The sequence below is a fragment of the Streptomyces hawaiiensis genome (genome assembly GCF_004803895.1).
Classification (GTDB): Bacteria; Actinomycetota; Actinomycetes; order Streptomycetales; family Streptomycetaceae; genus Streptomyces; species Streptomyces hawaiiensis.
In genome coordinates, this window is record NZ_CP021978.1 from 657,347 (window position 1) to 672,130 (window position 14,784).

At 72.9% G+C, this 14,784-nt stretch carries 9 protein-coding genes; 2 read left to right on the top strand and 7 right to left on the bottom strand.

Annotated features, from left to right (window positions below; all coding sequences use genetic code 11):
• Positions 1–26 precede the first annotated feature (26 nt).
• Together CEB94_RS03150 and CEB94_RS03155 are read right to left on the bottom strand one after the other, a co-directional pair.
• The gene (locus CEB94_RS03150; RefSeq protein ID WP_175430701.1) at positions 27–860 is read right to left on the bottom strand and encodes an alpha/beta fold hydrolase; all 834 of its coding nucleotides are present in this window, start codon (positions 858–860) and stop codon (positions 27–29) included.
• 60 nt (positions 861–920) lie between these two features.
• Complete coding sequence (locus CEB94_RS03155; RefSeq protein ID WP_175430702.1) at positions 921–2,423, bottom strand: acyl-CoA synthetase; 1,503 nt, start codon at positions 2,421–2,423, stop codon at positions 921–923.
• A 183-nt stretch (positions 2,424–2,606) separates the two neighbouring features.
• On the opposite strand from CEB94_RS03155, the gene CEB94_RS03160 reads away from it, so the two are divergent.
• Positions 2,607–5,033 (top strand): penicillin acylase family protein, encoded by a 2,427-nt coding sequence (locus CEB94_RS03160; protein WP_175430703.1) that lies wholly within the window; start codon positions 2,607–2,609, stop codon positions 5,031–5,033.
• Positions 5,034–5,229: 196 nt separating this feature from the next.
• On the opposite strand, the gene CEB94_RS03165 is transcribed toward CEB94_RS03160, so the two are convergent.
• Positions 5,230–6,780: an acyl-CoA synthetase gene (locus tag CEB94_RS03165; RefSeq protein ID WP_175430704.1), complete on the bottom strand. Its 1,551-nt coding sequence runs from the start codon at positions 6,778–6,780 to the stop codon at positions 5,230–5,232.
• Positions 6,777–7,889, bottom strand: a complete 1,113-nt coding sequence (locus CEB94_RS03170) for an NAD(P)H-dependent flavin oxidoreductase (protein WP_175430705.1) — start codon at positions 7,887–7,889, stop codon at positions 6,777–6,779. The genes CEB94_RS03165 and CEB94_RS03170 overlap by 4 nt, the downstream gene beginning before the upstream one ends.
• A gap of 235 nt (positions 7,890–8,124) precedes the next feature.
• On the opposite strand from CEB94_RS03170, the gene CEB94_RS03175 reads away from it, so the two are divergent.
• The gene (locus CEB94_RS03175) at positions 8,125–9,840 is read left to right on the top strand and encodes a serine hydrolase domain-containing protein (RefSeq protein ID WP_425472535.1); all 1,716 of its coding nucleotides are present in this window, start codon (positions 8,125–8,127) and stop codon (positions 9,838–9,840) included.
• Positions 9,841–9,844: 4 nt separating this feature from the next.
• Here the strand turns inward: CEB94_RS03175 and CEB94_RS03180 are convergent, their stop codons facing one another.
• The 3 genes from CEB94_RS03180 to CEB94_RS03190 form a co-directional block, all read right to left on the bottom strand.
• Positions 9,845–11,422, bottom strand: coding sequence for a phytoene desaturase family protein (locus CEB94_RS03180; RefSeq protein ID WP_175430707.1), 1,578 nt, complete (start codon positions 11,420–11,422; stop codon positions 9,845–9,847).
• Positions 11,423–11,480: 58 nt separating this feature from the next.
• Positions 11,481–13,712 carry a serine/threonine-protein kinase gene (locus CEB94_RS03185; protein ID WP_175430708.1) on the bottom strand — a complete coding sequence of 744 codons (2,232 nt, stop codon included), beginning with the start codon at positions 13,710–13,712 and terminating at the stop codon, positions 11,481–11,483.
• Between the two features lie 62 nt (positions 13,713–13,774).
• A complete protein-coding gene (locus CEB94_RS03190) occupies positions 13,775–14,623 on the bottom strand; it encodes an oxygenase MpaB family protein (RefSeq protein WP_175430709.1) in 849 nt (282 codons plus the stop codon).
• Positions 14,624–14,784: the final 161 nt, after the last annotated feature.

The following is a 14,784-nucleotide window of genomic DNA, read 5'->3' on the forward strand; positions in this document are numbered from 1 at the left end:
GACAGCAGAGCGGTGGGTCGCGCCGGTCAGGAGAAGAACGCGGACACGCGCCGCGTGAACCACTCCGGGTCGTCGAGCCAGGGGTAGTGCCCCGCGCCCGGCTGCACCACGCACTCGGCCTTCGGGAAGACGTCGGCGGTACGGCGGGCGAGGGCCGGGCTCGGGCCACCGTCGACTCCGCCGGCCAGAACGAGCACGGAGGCTTGCGACTGGGCCAGCGCACTCCGCGTCGCGTCCGGATCGTAGGCGCCTTCGGCACCGTAGAGATCCGCCGCGTCGTCGTTGGTCTCGGCCTCCTCCCGGCCGGCGTGGGCCCGGGCGGTGTCGTCCCAGCGCCCGTGGAAGAACGGGAGGAACACCGGGTCGAAGGCACCCGTACCGCCCAGCCAGGCCTCGAACGCCGGGAACGCCTCCGCGAACCAGGGTTCCGACGCCCGCGGCCGGGCCGCCGTCAGCCGGTCCCCCGCCGTCGCCGGCCACCCCAGTGCCCACGGGGTGGCGGTGACCAGCGCCAGCCGTCCCACCCGCTCCGGGTACCGGGCCGCGTACAGCATGGCGAGACTGCCGCCCGCCGAGTGCGCGAGCATGTCCATCCGCTCCAGTCCCAGATGGAGCCGCAACGCCTCGACGTCGTCCACGAGCCGGTCACAGCGGTACGTCCCCGGATCCGCCGGCAGCCCGGACTCCCCCGTGCCGCGCAGGTCGAGGAGCACCAGCTGCCGATGGGCGTCCAGACCGCCCAGGTTCCCCAGATAGGCGGAGGCCCGCATGGGCCCGCCGGGCAGCACGACGAGCGGCTCACCCTCGCCGCGCAGGTGACAGGCGAGTCGGGTCCCGTCCGGGGCACTGAAGATCGGCATGCCGCCGATCCTGCTGTCAGGGGCCGGTCCGGCACAACCGGGTTCTCCGGTTCGTGCGCGCTACCCTTTCCCGAGGTCGTTCCTCAGGTCCCGCTTGAGGATCTTTCCGCTGGCGTTGCGCGGGAGTTCGTCCACGAAGACCACCCGCTTCGGCGCCTTGAAGGGGGTGAGCCTCTCGCGGACGTGGTCGATCAGTTCCGCCTCCGAGACCTCGCCGCGCGGGACGACGACGGCCGTCACCGCCTCGATCCAGCGTTCGTCCGGCAGGCCCACGACCGCGGCCTCGGCGACCTGGGGGTGGGTGTACAGCGCGTCCTCGACCTGGCGTGAGGCGATCACGACGCCACCGGAGTTGATGACGTCCTTCACGCGGTCGACGATCGTGAAGTAGCCGTGCGCGTCGCGTACCGCGAGGTCGCCGGAGCGGAACCAGCCGTCGCGGAAGGCCTCGGCGGTCTCCTCGGGCTTGTCCCAGTAGCCCTCGCACAGTTGCGGGGAGCGGTAGACGATCTCGCCGGGGGTGCCGTCGGGTACGTCCTCGCCGTCCTCGTCGACCACGCGCGCGTCGACGAACAGGACGGGCCGGCCGCAGGAGTCCATGCGGCCCTTGTGTTCGTCGGGCGCGAGGACCGTGGCCAGGGGGCCGATCTCGCTCTGGCCGAAGCAGTTGTAGAAGGCCAGGCCCGGGAGGCGCTCCCGCAGCCGTTCGAGTACGGGGACCGGCATGATCGAGGCGCCGTAGTAGGCCTTGCGCAGACCGCTCAGGTCGCGGGTGGCGAAGTCGGGGCGGTCGGCCAGGGCGATCCAGACGGTGGGCGGCGCGAACAGGCTGTCCGCGCGGCCCTCTTCGATGAGGTCGAAGAGCCGGTCGCCGTCGGGTGCGTCGACGATGATGTTCGTCGCGCCGACGGTGAGGTAGGGCAGCAGGAAGACGTGCATCTGCGCCGAGTGGTACAGCGGCAGGGCGTGCGCGGGGCGGTCGCCCGCACTGAGGTCGAGGGCGGTGATCGCGCTCAGGTACTCGTGCACCAGGGCCCGGTGCGTCATCATCGCGCCCTTGGGCAGGGCGGTCGTCCCGGACGTGTACAGCAGTTGCGCGAGGTCGTCGGTGCGCGGCTCGGGACCGTCGTACGCGGGTGCCTCGGGCAGCCGTGCCAGCAGCGAGCCGTCGGCGTCGCGCAGGGGCAACGTCCGTACACCGTACGGCAGTCGCGCCGCGAGGCCGGGGTCGGTGAGGATGAGGGAGCTGCCGGACTGGCCGACGATGTAGGCAAGGTCGTCGCCGGTCAGGTTCTGGTTGACGGGTACGTGCACCAGGCCCGCGCGGGCGCAGGCCAGGAAGGCGATCAGGTAGGCGTCGGAGTTGTGGCCGTAGGCGCCGACCCGGTCCCCGGGAGACAGCCCTTGGCCGAGGAGGACGCTAGCCGCGCGGGAGACCGCGGTGTCGAGTTCGTCGTACGTCCAGGTCCGCTCGGCGTACTCCACCGCTACGCGCGCCGGTGTGCGCCGGGCGCTGCGCCGCAGGACTGCGTCGACCGTGCTGCCGTGTCCGGGCGTCGTCATGACACATGATCCTCGGTTCACCGCCCGAGGAGGTCAAGGACCCCGGACAGGGAAGCCACGGCGTGGGCCGGCCACGAGCAACCCTGCCGCCGCCGACGGCGTCCGGTGTCATGAAACCGACGGGCGTTCGAATCAGGTTCGTACACTCGTCGCTCCTTTCCCTCGACGATGTTGGAGGGCACGATGCGCAGCCGCCTGAGACGACTCGTTCTCGGGGCCACGGCCCTGTTCACCGCCGCGTCCGCGTTACCCGCGGCCGCCGCCACGACCCAGCAGCGAGCAGAGCAACACCCCTCCCGCGACGGCATGTCCGCCGTCATCCGCTACACCGAGTACGGCATTCCGCACATCGTCGCGAAGGACCACGCGGACCTGGGCTTCGGTACGGGCTGGGCGCAGGCCGCCGACGAGGTGTGCACGCTCGCCGACGGGTTCGTGACCCTGCGGGGCGAGCGGTCCCGGTACTTCGGTGCCGACGCGCCCGCCGGCGGCGATCTCTCGGCGGCCAGGACGAACCTCGCCAGCGACCTGTACTTCCGCGGGGTGCGCGAGAGCCGCACCATTCAGAAGCTGCTCGCCGAGCGCGCGCCCGTGGGCCCCAGCCGTGAGGTCCGGGACATGATGCGCGGCTGGGCGGCCGGTTACAACGCCCGGCTGAAGCAGCAGAAGATCACGGATCCGGCCTGTGCGGGCGCGTCCTGGGTCCGGCCGGTCACCGAGCTGGACGTGGCGGCCCGCGGTCTGGCCATCGCCTCGATATCCGGCGAGGGGCGGTTCGTGGACACGATCACGGCCGCGCAGCCGCCGACCGGAGCCACCGCCGCCTCCCGCGCTCCGTCCGCCCGCACGCCGGGCGCCAAGGCCGTGGTGAAGGCAGCGGACGAGCTGTGGGGCGACCCCGGCATGGGCTCCAACGCGGTCGCCTTCCACGGTGACACGACGGCGAACGGCCGTGGTCTGCTGCTGGGCAACCCGCACTACCCGTGGGACGGCGGGCGCCGCTTCTGGCAGTCGCAGCAGACGATCCCGGGTGAGCTGAACGTGTCCGGCGGGTCCCTGCTCGGCACCCCGGCGATCTCCGTCGGGTTCAACGCACATGTGGCGTGGAGCCATACCGTCTCCACCGGCATTCCGGCCAACTTCCACCGGCTGACACTCGATCCGGCCGATCCCACGGTCTACCGCGTGGACGGCAGGCCGGAACGCATGAAGAAGCGGACCGTGACGGTCGCCGTGAAGGACGGCACGCCGGTGACCCGCACCCAGTGGTGGACCCGCTACGGCCCCGTCGTCACCTCCCTCAGCCCGCAGGTCCCGCTGCCGTGGACCGGCGAGACGGCGTACGCCCTGCACGATCCCAACGCCGCGAACCTCCGCTTCCCCGACACCTCGCTCGGCTTCAGCAAGGCGCGGAGCACGGCCGACGTCCTCGCCTCCCTCGACCGGCACCAGGGCCTCCCCTGGGTGAACACGATCGCCGCCGACCGGGCGGGGCACTCCCTCTACACCCAGTCCCAGGTGCTCCCCCGTATCACCGACGAGCTGGCCGGGCGCTGCTCGACGGAACTCGGCAGGACCACGTACCCGGCGTCCGGGATCGCGATCCTCGACGGCTCGCGCGGCGACTGCGCTCTCGGCAGCGACCCCGACGCCGTCGTACCGGGGATCTTCGGCCCGGGGCGGATGCCGACGCTGAAGGACGCTCCGTACGCGGAGAACTCCAACGGCACCGCGTGGATGACCAACGCCGACCGGCCCCTCACCGGCTATGAGCGGATTTTCGGCACGGTGGGCACCCAGCTCGGCCTGCGTACCCGCGGCGCGATCGAGGACGTGGCGGCGATGGCGGACCGCGGCGGCCTGACCGTACGCGACCTGCAACAACAGCAGTTCGCCAACCGGGTGCCCGCGGGTGACCTCGCCGCCGGGGACGTGGCCCGGGCGTGCGCCGCGCTGCCCGGCGGTACGGCGACCGGCGGCGACGGCAAGGCCGTCGACGTGTCGGAGGCCTGCGGAGTGCTGAAGGCGTGGGACCGCACCATGGACACCGGGAGCCGGGGAGCGCTGCTCTTCGACCGGTTCTGGCGCAGGCTCGAACAGGCGGTGCCGGCCGATCGGTTGTGGAAGGTGCCGTTCTCGGCGGCGGACCCGGTCCGCACCCCGAACACCCTGAACACGGACGCCCCCGGTCTCCCCACCGCCCTCGCCGACGCGGTGGCCGAGCTGCGGGCCGCGGGCATCGCGCTCGACGCGCCGCTCGGCGCGCACCAGTTCGTCGTCCGCGACGGGAAGCGCCTGCCCGTGCCGGGCGGCGCGGGACGGCTCGGCGTGTGGAACGTGATCGAGCCGTCGTGGGACGCGGCCGCCGGCGGCTACACGGAGGTGCCGTTCGGGAGCAGCCACCTGCAGGCGGTGGGCTGGGACGGCAGCCACTGCCCGGTGGCGCGCACGCTGCTGACGTACTCCCAGTCGTCGAACCCGAATTCGCCGCACTTCGCCGATCAGACCCGGCTGTTCTCCGGTGAGAAGTGGGTGACGTCGCGCTTCTGCGAGAAGGACATCCTGTCCTCGCCGAAGCTGAAGGTCGTGCGGGTGCACGAGCGCCGCTGACCGTGCGCGAAGGGTGCCGCCCCGGTGGGGCGGCACCCTGTTCGGGCCCGGCGGGATCCGTACATCCAAGAAGCCGGGGTCCGGCCGGGTACCGGCCGGACGGCGAGGGGGTGCCGGCCAAAGGATGACGCCCGCGCCCACCGCGGCGACCAAAGCCTCAGCGACCGAAGCTGGGGCACCAACGCCCGAAGCGGCCTCACACCGGTCGCGTCCGGCCCTCCCAGTACGGCTCCCGCAGCCGCCGCTTGTACAGCTTGCCGTTGGGGTCGCGGGGCATCTCGGAGATGAAGTCGACGGTCCTGGGCCGTTTGTACCCGGCGAGCCGGTGGGCGCAGTGGTCCAGGAGGTCGGCGGCGAGGGCGGGCCCGGGCCGGTGCCCGGTGGCCGGTTCCACGACCGCCTTGACCTCCTCGCCCCAGTCGTCGTGCGGGATGCCGAAGGCGGCGGCGTCGGCGACGGCGGGGTGGGCGAGCAGGGCCGACTCGATCTCGGCCGGGTAGATGTTGACGCCGCCGGAGATGATCAGGTCGATCTTGCGGTCGCGCAGGAAGAGGTAGCCGTCCTCGTCGAGGTGGCCGAGGTCGCCGACGGTGAAGAAGTCGCCGATGCGGTTCTTGCGGGTCTTGGCCTCGTCCTTGTGGTACGAGAAGCCGCCGGTGTTCATCTTCATGTACACCGTGCCGAGTTCACCGGGCGGGAGCCGGTTGCCGTCGTCGTCGAAGATCGCGAGCTCGCTGATGGGCCAGGCCTTGCCGACGGTGCCGGGCTTCTTCAGCCAGTCCTCGGCGGTGGCGAAGGCGCCGCCGCCCTCGCTGGCCGCGTAGTACTCCTCGACACAGGGCCCCCACCAGTCGAGCATGGCCCGTTTCACATGGTCGGGGCAGGGCGCGGCGCCGTGGATGGCGTGCCGCATGGAGGAGACGTCGTGGCGGTCCTTCACCTCGTCGGGCAGGGCCAGCAGGCGGTGGAACTGGGTGGGGACCATATGAGTGTGGGTGCAGCGGTGGGCGTCGATGAGGCGGAGCATCTCCTGGGGCGTCCACTTGTCCATGAGGACCAGCCGGTGGCCGATGTGCAGAGAAGCGCCCGCGAATTGGAGCACGGCCGTGTGGTAGAGCGGCGAGCACACCAGGTGCACGTTGCCGTCGAACGGCCGGATGCCGAAGATACCGAGGAAGCCGCCGAGGTACGCCTCCTCCGGGGGCTTGCCGGGCAGCGGGCGTCGGATGCCGCGGGGGCGGCCGGTGGTGCCCGAGGTGTAGTTCATGACCCAGCCGAGGGTGCGGTCGCCGGGCGGCGACTCGGGCTGCCCCTCCAGGAGTTCGGCGTACGGGCGGAAGCCCTCGACCGTGCCGACGGCGTACCGGTGGGTGCCCGGCAGGTCTGCCTCGCCTGCGGCGTGGCGGGCGGCGTCGGCGAAGCGCTCGTGGGCGAGGAGCACCTTGGCGCCGGAGTCGGAGACGATCCAGGCGATCTCCGGGCCGACCAGGTGGTGGTTGACGGGGACGAGGTAGAACCCGGCCTGGCTGGCGGCGAGATACGCGGTGAGGAACTCGACGCCGTTGGGCAGGACCACCGCGAAGGTGTCGCCGTGTTCCAGCCCGGCCGCGCGCAGGCCGTGCACGAGCCGGTTGGCGGCGGCGTGCAGGCGCCCGGCGGTCCACTCCTCGCCGTCGGGTGCGACGAGCACCGTGCGGCCGGGGTTCTCGGTGGCCTGGGCCCAGAAGCCCACTGGCGGTGTGCTCACGACTGTCCGCTCCTTCCGGCGATGCGGTTGACGCGGTCCACGGCCTGTTCGAAGCCGCGGGTGAGGTCGTCGAAGACGGCCTGGACACTGCGTTCGCTGGTCATCCGGCCGACGATCTGGCCGACCGGGGTACCGAGCAGCGGGTCGACCTCGTACTTCTGGATCCGCGAGACGGCCTCGGCGACCAGCAGCCCTTGCAGCGGCATGGGGAGAGTGCCGGGCCCGTCCGGGTCGTCCCAGGCGTCGGTCCAGTCGGTGCGCAACTGGCGTGCGGGCTTGCCGGTCAGCGCGCGGGAGCGGACGGTGTCGCCGGAGCCGGCCGCGAGCAGCTTGCGGGTCAGGGCGGGCGAGTGGAGGTCCGCCTCTGTGGTGGTCAGCCACAGGGAGCCCAGCCACACACCCTGGGCGCCGAGGGTGAGCGCGGCGGCCACCTGCTGTCCGCTGCCGATGCCGCCGGCGGCCAGCACGGGCAGCGGGGCGACGGCGTCGACGACCTCGGGGGTGAGCACCATGGAGGCGATCTCGCCCGTGTGGCCGCCCGCCTCGTAGCCCTGCGCCACCACGATGTCGATGCCCGCGTCCCGGTGCTTGCGGGCGTGCCGGGCGCTGCCCGCGAGTGCGGCGACCAGGACGTCCTGGTCATGGGCGCGGGCGATGACGTCGGCGGGCGGGGAGCCGAGGGCGTTGGCGAGGAGCCGGATCGGGTAGTCGAAGGCGACGTCGAGCTGGCTGCGGGCGACCTGCTCCATCCAGCCGGTGATGCGCCAGCCGGACGCCTCGCCCTCGGCGAGCTCGGGCACGCCGTGCTGGGCGAGGGTGTCCCGGACGAACTGCCGGTGTCCCTCGGGGATCATCGCCTCGACGTCGGCCTCGGTGACGCCTTCGACCTTCTTCGCCGGCATCACGACGTCCAGGCCGTACGGACGGCCGTCGACATGCGCCTCGATCCAGTCCAGGTCGCGTTTGAGCTCGTCGGGGGCGGTGTAGCGGACCGCGCCGAGCACGCCGAAGCCGCCGGCCCGGCTGATGGCCGCGGCGACGGCGGGGAACGGCGTGAAGCCGAAGACGGCGTGCTCGATTCCCAGTGTCTGGCTCAGCTCCGTCTGCATGGGCGCAGGATGCCGCAGTCCTCCGGAGGACGGAAGGGGTATTCTGATGCACCGTCAGATTCCGTGGAGGATTCTCCGCCGTATTCCGCGATGACTCTCCGCCAGATTCACGGCGACGCGTGAGGGACATACTCCCGGGGACACGCGAGGCGGTTGAGGCGAAGGGGTGGGGTACGCGGTGACCGACGAAGCGGTGAGCGGCGAACCGACCCGGCGTCAATTGGGCAGAGCGGGGATGGCCCTGGGCGGTGCGCTCGCCCTCGCCTCGCTGCCCGCCGGGCCCGCCCCGGCGGCGACCGGCCACCGCCCCACCCTGCGGCACGGTTCCGCCGCACGCGCCGGACTGCTCCCCGCCCACCTGCGGCAACTCGTCACCGACGCGGAGGCGTTCCTCGGCCCCTCCCCCGAGCACCCCTGGTACGCGGGCGCCGTCCTGCTCGCCGGACGCGGCGGTACGGTCGCCCTGCACCGGCCCATCGGCATGGCGGTGCGCTACCGGGCCTACGACGAGAAGACCGACACCGGCATCGAGTTCCCGCCCGGCGAGCAGATCCCGATGGCCGGTGACACCGTGTTCGACCTGGCGTCGGTGTCGAAGCTGTTCACCTCGATCCTCGCGGTGCAGCAGATGGAACGGGGCGCACTGGAGCTGGAGGCGAAAGTCGCCTCGTACCTGCCGGACTTCGCACGCGCGGGCAAACAGGACATCACGCTCCGCCAGCTCCTCACCCACACCTCGGGGTTCCGTGCCTGGATCCCGCTGTACAGCGCGCCGACCCACGAGGAGAAGCTCCAGCTCATCTGGAACGAGGCGCCGGTCAGCGCGCCCGGCACGGCGTACCTGTACTCGGACCTGAACCTCATCTCGCTCCAGCTCGTGCTGGAACGGATCACGGGCCGCACCCTGGACACCCTCCTGCGCGACGAGATCACCGTGCCGCTCGGCCTGCGCCGCACCCGCTACAACCCGCCCGCGTCCTGGCGGCCGAAGATCGCGGCCACGGAGGACGCGCGCCCGCCGTGGTCCGGGCTCGACCGGGGCCTGGTGTGGGGCGAGGTGCACGACGAGAACGCCTTCAGCCTGGGCGGTGTCGCGGGCCACGCGGGCGTGTTCTCCGACGCGTGGGACCTCGCGGTCCTCGGCCGTACGCTGCTCAACGGCGGTGTCTACGGGCGGTCCAGGATTTTGTCGCCGGAGTCGGTGGGGCTGATGTTCACCGACTGCAACACCGCCTTCCCCGGGGACGAGCACGGCCTCGGCTTCGAGCTCTACCAGCACTGGTACATGGGCGCGATGGCCACGCCGCGCACGGCCGGGCACACCGGTTTCACGGGCACCTCGCTGGTGCTCGACCCGACGACCGACTCCTTTCTCGTCGTTCTCGGCAACTCGGTGCATCCCGTACGGAGTTGGCGTTCGGGGTCCGCGCCCAGGGTCGCCGCCGCGAACAACATGGCACGGGCCGTGCCGGTCCGGCCGGCGCGGGGACACACGGCCTGGTTCTCCGGGACGGCGCTCTCCACGACGGCGACCCTGGCGCTTCCCGCGCTCGACACGTCCGCCGGCCGGGTGCGGCTGCGCTGCGCGCTGTGGTGGGACACCGAGCCCAAGGCCGACGTGCTGGCCCTGGAGGCCTCGGCCGACGGCGGCACCAGCTGGCAGCCCGTGCCCTTCACGACGTCCCGCCGCGGTCAGGACCCCGAGCCGCACCCGTCGGGCTCGGTGACCGGCTGGTCTGGCCGCGTCTGGCACCGGCTCACCGCGGACGTCCCCGCCGCGCGGGAGCTGGCCCTGCGCTGGCGGTACGCGACGGACCGGCTGTACGTCGGCCGCGGTTGCTACGTGGACCAACTGCGTGTGGAAGCCGCCGGGGACGTCCTGTTCGACGAGAGACGCCCCGCGGACGCGGCGCGCCTGCGGACCGTGGGGTGGACGCGAGCGGCCGGCTGAGGGCTCACTCGGGGCTGTTCTCCAGCACGGCCATGGCCGCGTTGTGCCCCGGCACCCCGCTGACGCCGCCCCCGCGCACCGCGCCCGCCCCGCACAGCAGCACGGTGGCGTGCCCGGTCTCCACGCCCCAGCGCCCGGTGCCGTCCTGGGCGTAGGGCCAGCTCAGCTCGCGGTGGAAGATGTTGCCGCCGGGCAGGCCGAGGTCCGCCTCCAGGTCGAGCGGGGTCCGGGCCTCGATGCAGGGACGTCCGTCCGCGTCGGTGGCCAGGCAGTCGGCGAGGGGTTCGGCCAGGTGGGCGTCGAGCTGGGCGAGGGTGGACTTCAGCAGGTCCTCGCGTACGGCGTCGTTGTCCCGCTCGAACAGGCGGGCCGGGGTGTGCAGACCGAAGAGGGTGAGCGTCTGGTAGCCCTGCTCGGCCAGGCCGGACCCGAGGATGGTCGGGTCGGTGAGCGAGTGGCAGTAGATCTCGGAGGGCGGCGTGGCGGGCAGGTCGCCGGCGGCGGCCTGGGCGTGGGCGGCGGCCAGTTGCTCGTAGCCCTCGGCGATGTGGAAGGTGCCGGCGAAGGCCTCGCGCGGGTCGACGGAGCTGTCGCGCAGCCGCGGCAGCCGCTTGAGCAGCATGTTGACCTTGAGCTGGGCGCCCTCGGCGGGCGGCGGGGGCGTGTCGCCGGTCAGTTTCGCCAGGGCCTGCGGTGCGGCGTTCACCAGGACGTGCCGGGCGGCGACGGTGCCTTCGCCCTCGGCCGTGCGATACGTGACCTCGGCGGTTCGGCCGTCCGTGGCGATGCGCAGCGCCTCGTGGCCGGTCGCGAGGACCGCGCCCGCCGCGCGGGCCGTGTCGGCGAGGGCGTCGGTGAGGGCTCCCATGCCGCCGACCGGCACGTCCCAGTCGCCGGTGCCGCCGCCGATCACGTGGTAGAGGAAGCAGCGGTTCTGCTTCAGGGAGGGGTCGTGGGCGTCGGCGAAGGTGCCGATGAGCGCGTCGGTGAGGACGACGCCGCGCACCAGGTCGTCCGCGAAGTGCTCCTCCACGGCGACGCCGATCGGCTCCTCGAACAGCACCCGCCAGGCCTCCTCGTCGTCGAGGCGGCGGCGCAGTTCGTCGCGGGTGGGCAGTGGCTCCGTGAGGGTGGGGAAGACCCGCTGGGCGACGCGGCCGGTCATGCCGTAGAACGCCTGCCAGGCCCGGTACTCGCGGTCGGAGCCGGTGAGCCGGGTGAACGCCTCCCGGGTGCGCCGTTCGCCGCCGCCGACGAGGAGTCCGGTGGGCCGGCCGTCACGCTCGGCGGGTGTGTAGGAGGAGACGGTGCGGGTGCGGACCCGGAAGTCCAGGCCGAGGTCCCGGACGATCTTCTTCGGCAGCAGGCTGACCAGGTAGGAGTAGCGGGACAGCCGGGCGTCGACCCCGGCGAAGGGCCGAGTGGACACCGCCGCGCCGCCCGTGTGGTCCAGCCGCTCCAGGACCAGCACGGAGCGGCCGGCCCGGGCCAGATAGGCGGCGGCGACCAGGCCGTTGTGGCCGCCGCCGACGATGACAGCGTCGTACGTCCGGTGTGCGCGGGGTCCCTCGGGTGCGGTCATGGTTCTTGGTAACACGGGGTGATCCGGGTCGGCCAGGCGGCGCCCGCCCGCTCGGCGGTCAGCGCCCCGCCGCGGCCCGCTGTTCCCGCAGGGCCGCCACTCTTCGGTACAGGGCGACGGCCTCAACACTGCGGCCGAGCTGTTCCAGGCAGTGGGCCTCGTCGTTGCGGCTGGCGAGGGTGTCGGGGTGGTCGGGGCCGAGGACGCGTTCGCGGGCGGTGGCCACGCGCCGGTACTCGGTGAGCGCGTCGGCCCAGCGGCCCAGCCAGCCGAGGCCGACGGCGACCTCGCGGCGGCTGACCAGGGTGTCCGGGTGGTCGGGGCCGAGGACCTGCTCGCGGAGGGCGGCCACGTCACGGGATTCGGCCAGGGCCTCCTCCCAGCGGCCGAGCCGTCCGAGGTTGACGCAGCGGCCGTGGCGGGCGCGCAGGGTCTCGGGGTGGGTGGGGCCCTGGCTCCGGCCGCGGTCCTCGGCCAGGCCGCGGTAGAGGTCCAGGGCCTCCGCGCTGCGGCCGAGGCGGCCCAGGCTGATGCCGGTCTCGTGCCGGGCGGCGAGGGTGTCGGGGTGGTCGGGGCCGAGGGCGCGGCCGCGGGCCTCGGCAACCTCGCGGTAGGTCTCCAGGGCCTCCGACCAGCGGCCCAGCTGGCCGAGCGCGTACGCGACTTCGTAGCGGGTGACGAGCGTGTCGGGATGGTCCGGGCCGAGCACGCGGGCGCGGGCGGTGGCCACCTCGCGGGCCATGCGGTACGAGTCCTCCAGACGGCCGAGGCGGCTGAGGTTGAAGGCGAGGTTGTGGCGGCAGCGCAGGGTGTCGGGGTGGTCGGGGCCCATGAGGTGCTCGCGGGCCGTGAGCACCGACGTGTAGACGCGGTGGGCGTCGAAGGGGCGGCCCAGCTGACCGAGCACGTAGGCCATCTCCTGGCGGGCGGCCAGGGTGTCGGGGTGCTCGGCGCCGAGGGTGCGGATCCTGGCCTCGGTGACGTGCTTGTACTCGCGCAGGGCGTCCGCGGCGCGGCCGGTGCGGCTCAGGGTGAAGGCGACCTCGTAGCGGCTGGAGAGGGTGTCGGGGTGGTCGGGGCCGAGGAGGTGCTCGCGTTCGGCGGCGACCGCCCGGTGCACCTCGCCCGCCTCCGCCCAGCGGCCGAGCCGGCCCAGGCTCAGGCCCGCGTTGTGCCGGCCGGCCAGGGCGGTCAGGACCTCCGTGGGCGGGGTGGGCCGCTCCACGGGTACGGGTTCCTCGACGACGGGGCCGGTGGCGGGCCGTGCGATCCACTCGCCGGACAGCCCCGCCGACGGGTCCGCGGGTGTGGTGCGCAGCCCCGTGCCGGTCGCCTTGTGGCCGGTGGTCATGCCGCGGGTCCAGGACGGCAACCGGCCCGCGCCCGCCGGCACGCCGGGAGCCGGGCGGGTCGCCGCGACGGCGGTCACGTACGCCGGCGCGGCCCGGTGGGCGCTGATCCGGCGGGCCAGCTCGCGGGCGTCGCCGGGTCGTTGCGCGGGTTCCTTGGCGAGCAGGTCGAGGACGACCCGTTCCAGGTACTCGGGCAGTTCGGCGCGGTGCTCGCGCGGCGGGCGGGGCGGGGTGTCGCGGTGGCCGACGAGGATCGCCCAGGCGTCATCGAGGTCGAACGGCGGTACGCCGGTGGCGATCTCGTACAGGACGCAGCCGAACGAGTAGAGGTCGCTGCGGTGGTCGACCCCGTCGCCGCCGATCTGCTCCGGGGACATGTAGTGCGGGGTGCCCATGGCGATGCCGGTGCCGGTCAGTCTGGAGGTGAAGCCGATGTCGTGGCCGAGGCGGGCGATGCCGAAGTCGCAGATCTTCACGGTGCCGTCGCCGAGCCGCACGATGTTGGCGGGCTTCAGGTCCCGGTGGACGATGCCCTGTTCGTGGCAGTAGGCGAGGGCTGCGGCGACCTGCTCGGCGATCTCCACGACGTCCGCGACCGGCAGCGGGTGCTGCTTGTTGTCCTCCAGGAGCTGGCTGAGGTTGCGGCCGTCCAGCAGCTCCATGACGAGGTAGAGGACGCCGTCGGACTCGCCGAAGTCGTGCACGACGGTGACGCCCCGGTGCTGCAGCGCGGCGGCCACGCGGGCCTCGCGGCGGAACCGCTCGCGCAGCACGCGGGTGAAGGCGTGGTCGTGGTTCGGGCCCAGCGGTTTGAGGCACTTGACGGCGACGTGCCGGCCCAGGGACTCGTCCCGTGCCCGCCACACCTCGCCCATGCCGCCTCGCCCGATCAGATCGAGCAGCCGGTAACGGCCATGGATGAGCCTGCTGTCCCCCATGTCGCGCGACGCTCCCCCCGGTAGCTGTTCGCCCGCCCCCCTGGCCCACCCAGTATGGCGGCCTATCGTCCGAGTTTGTACGGTGCCGGACGCGCGCCGGGGCCGAGCCTCGCCATGGCCCGCAGGATGTGTTTGGGCGGGAGTTGCCACCGCACACGTGCGGGAACACGGCGCAGCAGGAGGCCCGCGAGACGCAGTTGGCGGGTGACGGTGGCGGGTGCGGGGGCCGGTCTGCCGTACAACTCGTGGGCGTACGGCGGCAAGGAGGCGTACGCCAGATGCGCCACGCGCCGCCACAGCACCTCGCGCGCCGGTACGAGGAGCGGGTGCGTCGGCGGGCGGAGCAGGAAGTCGTCCACCTCGCGTGCCTCGGGTCCGGCGGCCAGGTCCGGGCGCACCTTCTCGAAGTACTCGGCCATCGCGGCCCGGTCCCCCGGTACGGCGTCGGGATCGAGGCCCACCAGGCGGGCGCTCTCCCGGTGTTCGGCGACGTAGCGGTCGGCCTCGGCGTCGGTGAGCCGGAACCCGGATCGGCGCGCGACAGTCAGATAGGAGTCGATCTCGGCGCAGTGCACCCACATGAGCAGCGCGGGTTCGTCGACGCCGTAGCGCTCGCCGGTGTCCGGGTCGGTCGCGGTCAGCATGCGGTGGATCTTCCGGACCCGGGCACCGGCGCGTTCGGCGGCCTCGGTGGTGCCGTACGTCGTCGTTCCGACGAAGCCGGCGGTGCGCATCAGCCGGCCCCAGGCGTCACGCCGGAAGTCGGAGTTCTGCATGACTCCGCGTACCGCCCGTGGATGCAGGGCTTGGAGGTAGAGCGCCCGGACACCCGCGATCCACATGACGGGGTCGCTGTGCAACTGCCAGGTCACCGATTCCGGACCGAACAGCCCCGGGTCCGCGCCGGTCATCGTCTCACCTCCGCCCGGCGCACACGATGACACAGCTCGAACAGCAGGTCGAGAGGCCCTGGTTCGACCTACGGCCGCCCATTCGTTGAGTTTTCACCTACCCGGCTGAGGGTTTGGTAAGGCTCCCCTTATATGCTGACGTCGCCGATCAAGCCCCGGCC

What these genes read in the sequence shown, in the direction of transcription:
- CEB94_RS03185 (WP_175430708.1), bottom strand. Translation starts at nt 13,712, where the DNA reads ATGGGGGACAGCAGGCTCATCCATGGCCGTTACCGGCTGCTCGATCTG.
- CEB94_RS03155 (WP_175430702.1), bottom strand. Translation starts at nt 2,423, where the DNA reads ATGACGACGCCCGGACACGGCAGCACGGTCGACGCAGTCCTGCGGCGC.
- CEB94_RS03150 (WP_175430701.1), bottom strand. Translation starts at nt 860, where the DNA reads ATGCCGATCTTCAGTGCCCCGGACGGGACCCGACTCGCCTGTCACCTG.
- CEB94_RS03190 (WP_175430709.1), bottom strand. Translation starts at nt 14,623, where the DNA reads ATGACCGGCGCGGACCCGGGGCTGTTCGGTCCGGAATCGGTGACCTGG.
- CEB94_RS03160 (WP_175430703.1), top strand. Translation starts at nt 2,607, where the DNA reads ATGCGCAGCCGCCTGAGACGACTCGTTCTCGGGGCCACGGCCCTGTTC.
- CEB94_RS03180 (WP_175430707.1), bottom strand. Translation starts at nt 11,422, where the DNA reads ATGACCGCACCCGAGGGACCCCGCGCACACCGGACGTACGACGCTGTC.
- CEB94_RS03170 (WP_175430705.1), bottom strand. Translation starts at nt 7,889, where the DNA reads ATGCAGACGGAGCTGAGCCAGACACTGGGAATCGAGCACGCCGTCTTC.
- CEB94_RS03175 (WP_425472535.1), top strand. Translation starts at nt 8,125, where the DNA reads ATGGCCCTGGGCGGTGCGCTCGCCCTCGCCTCGCTGCCCGCCGGGCCC.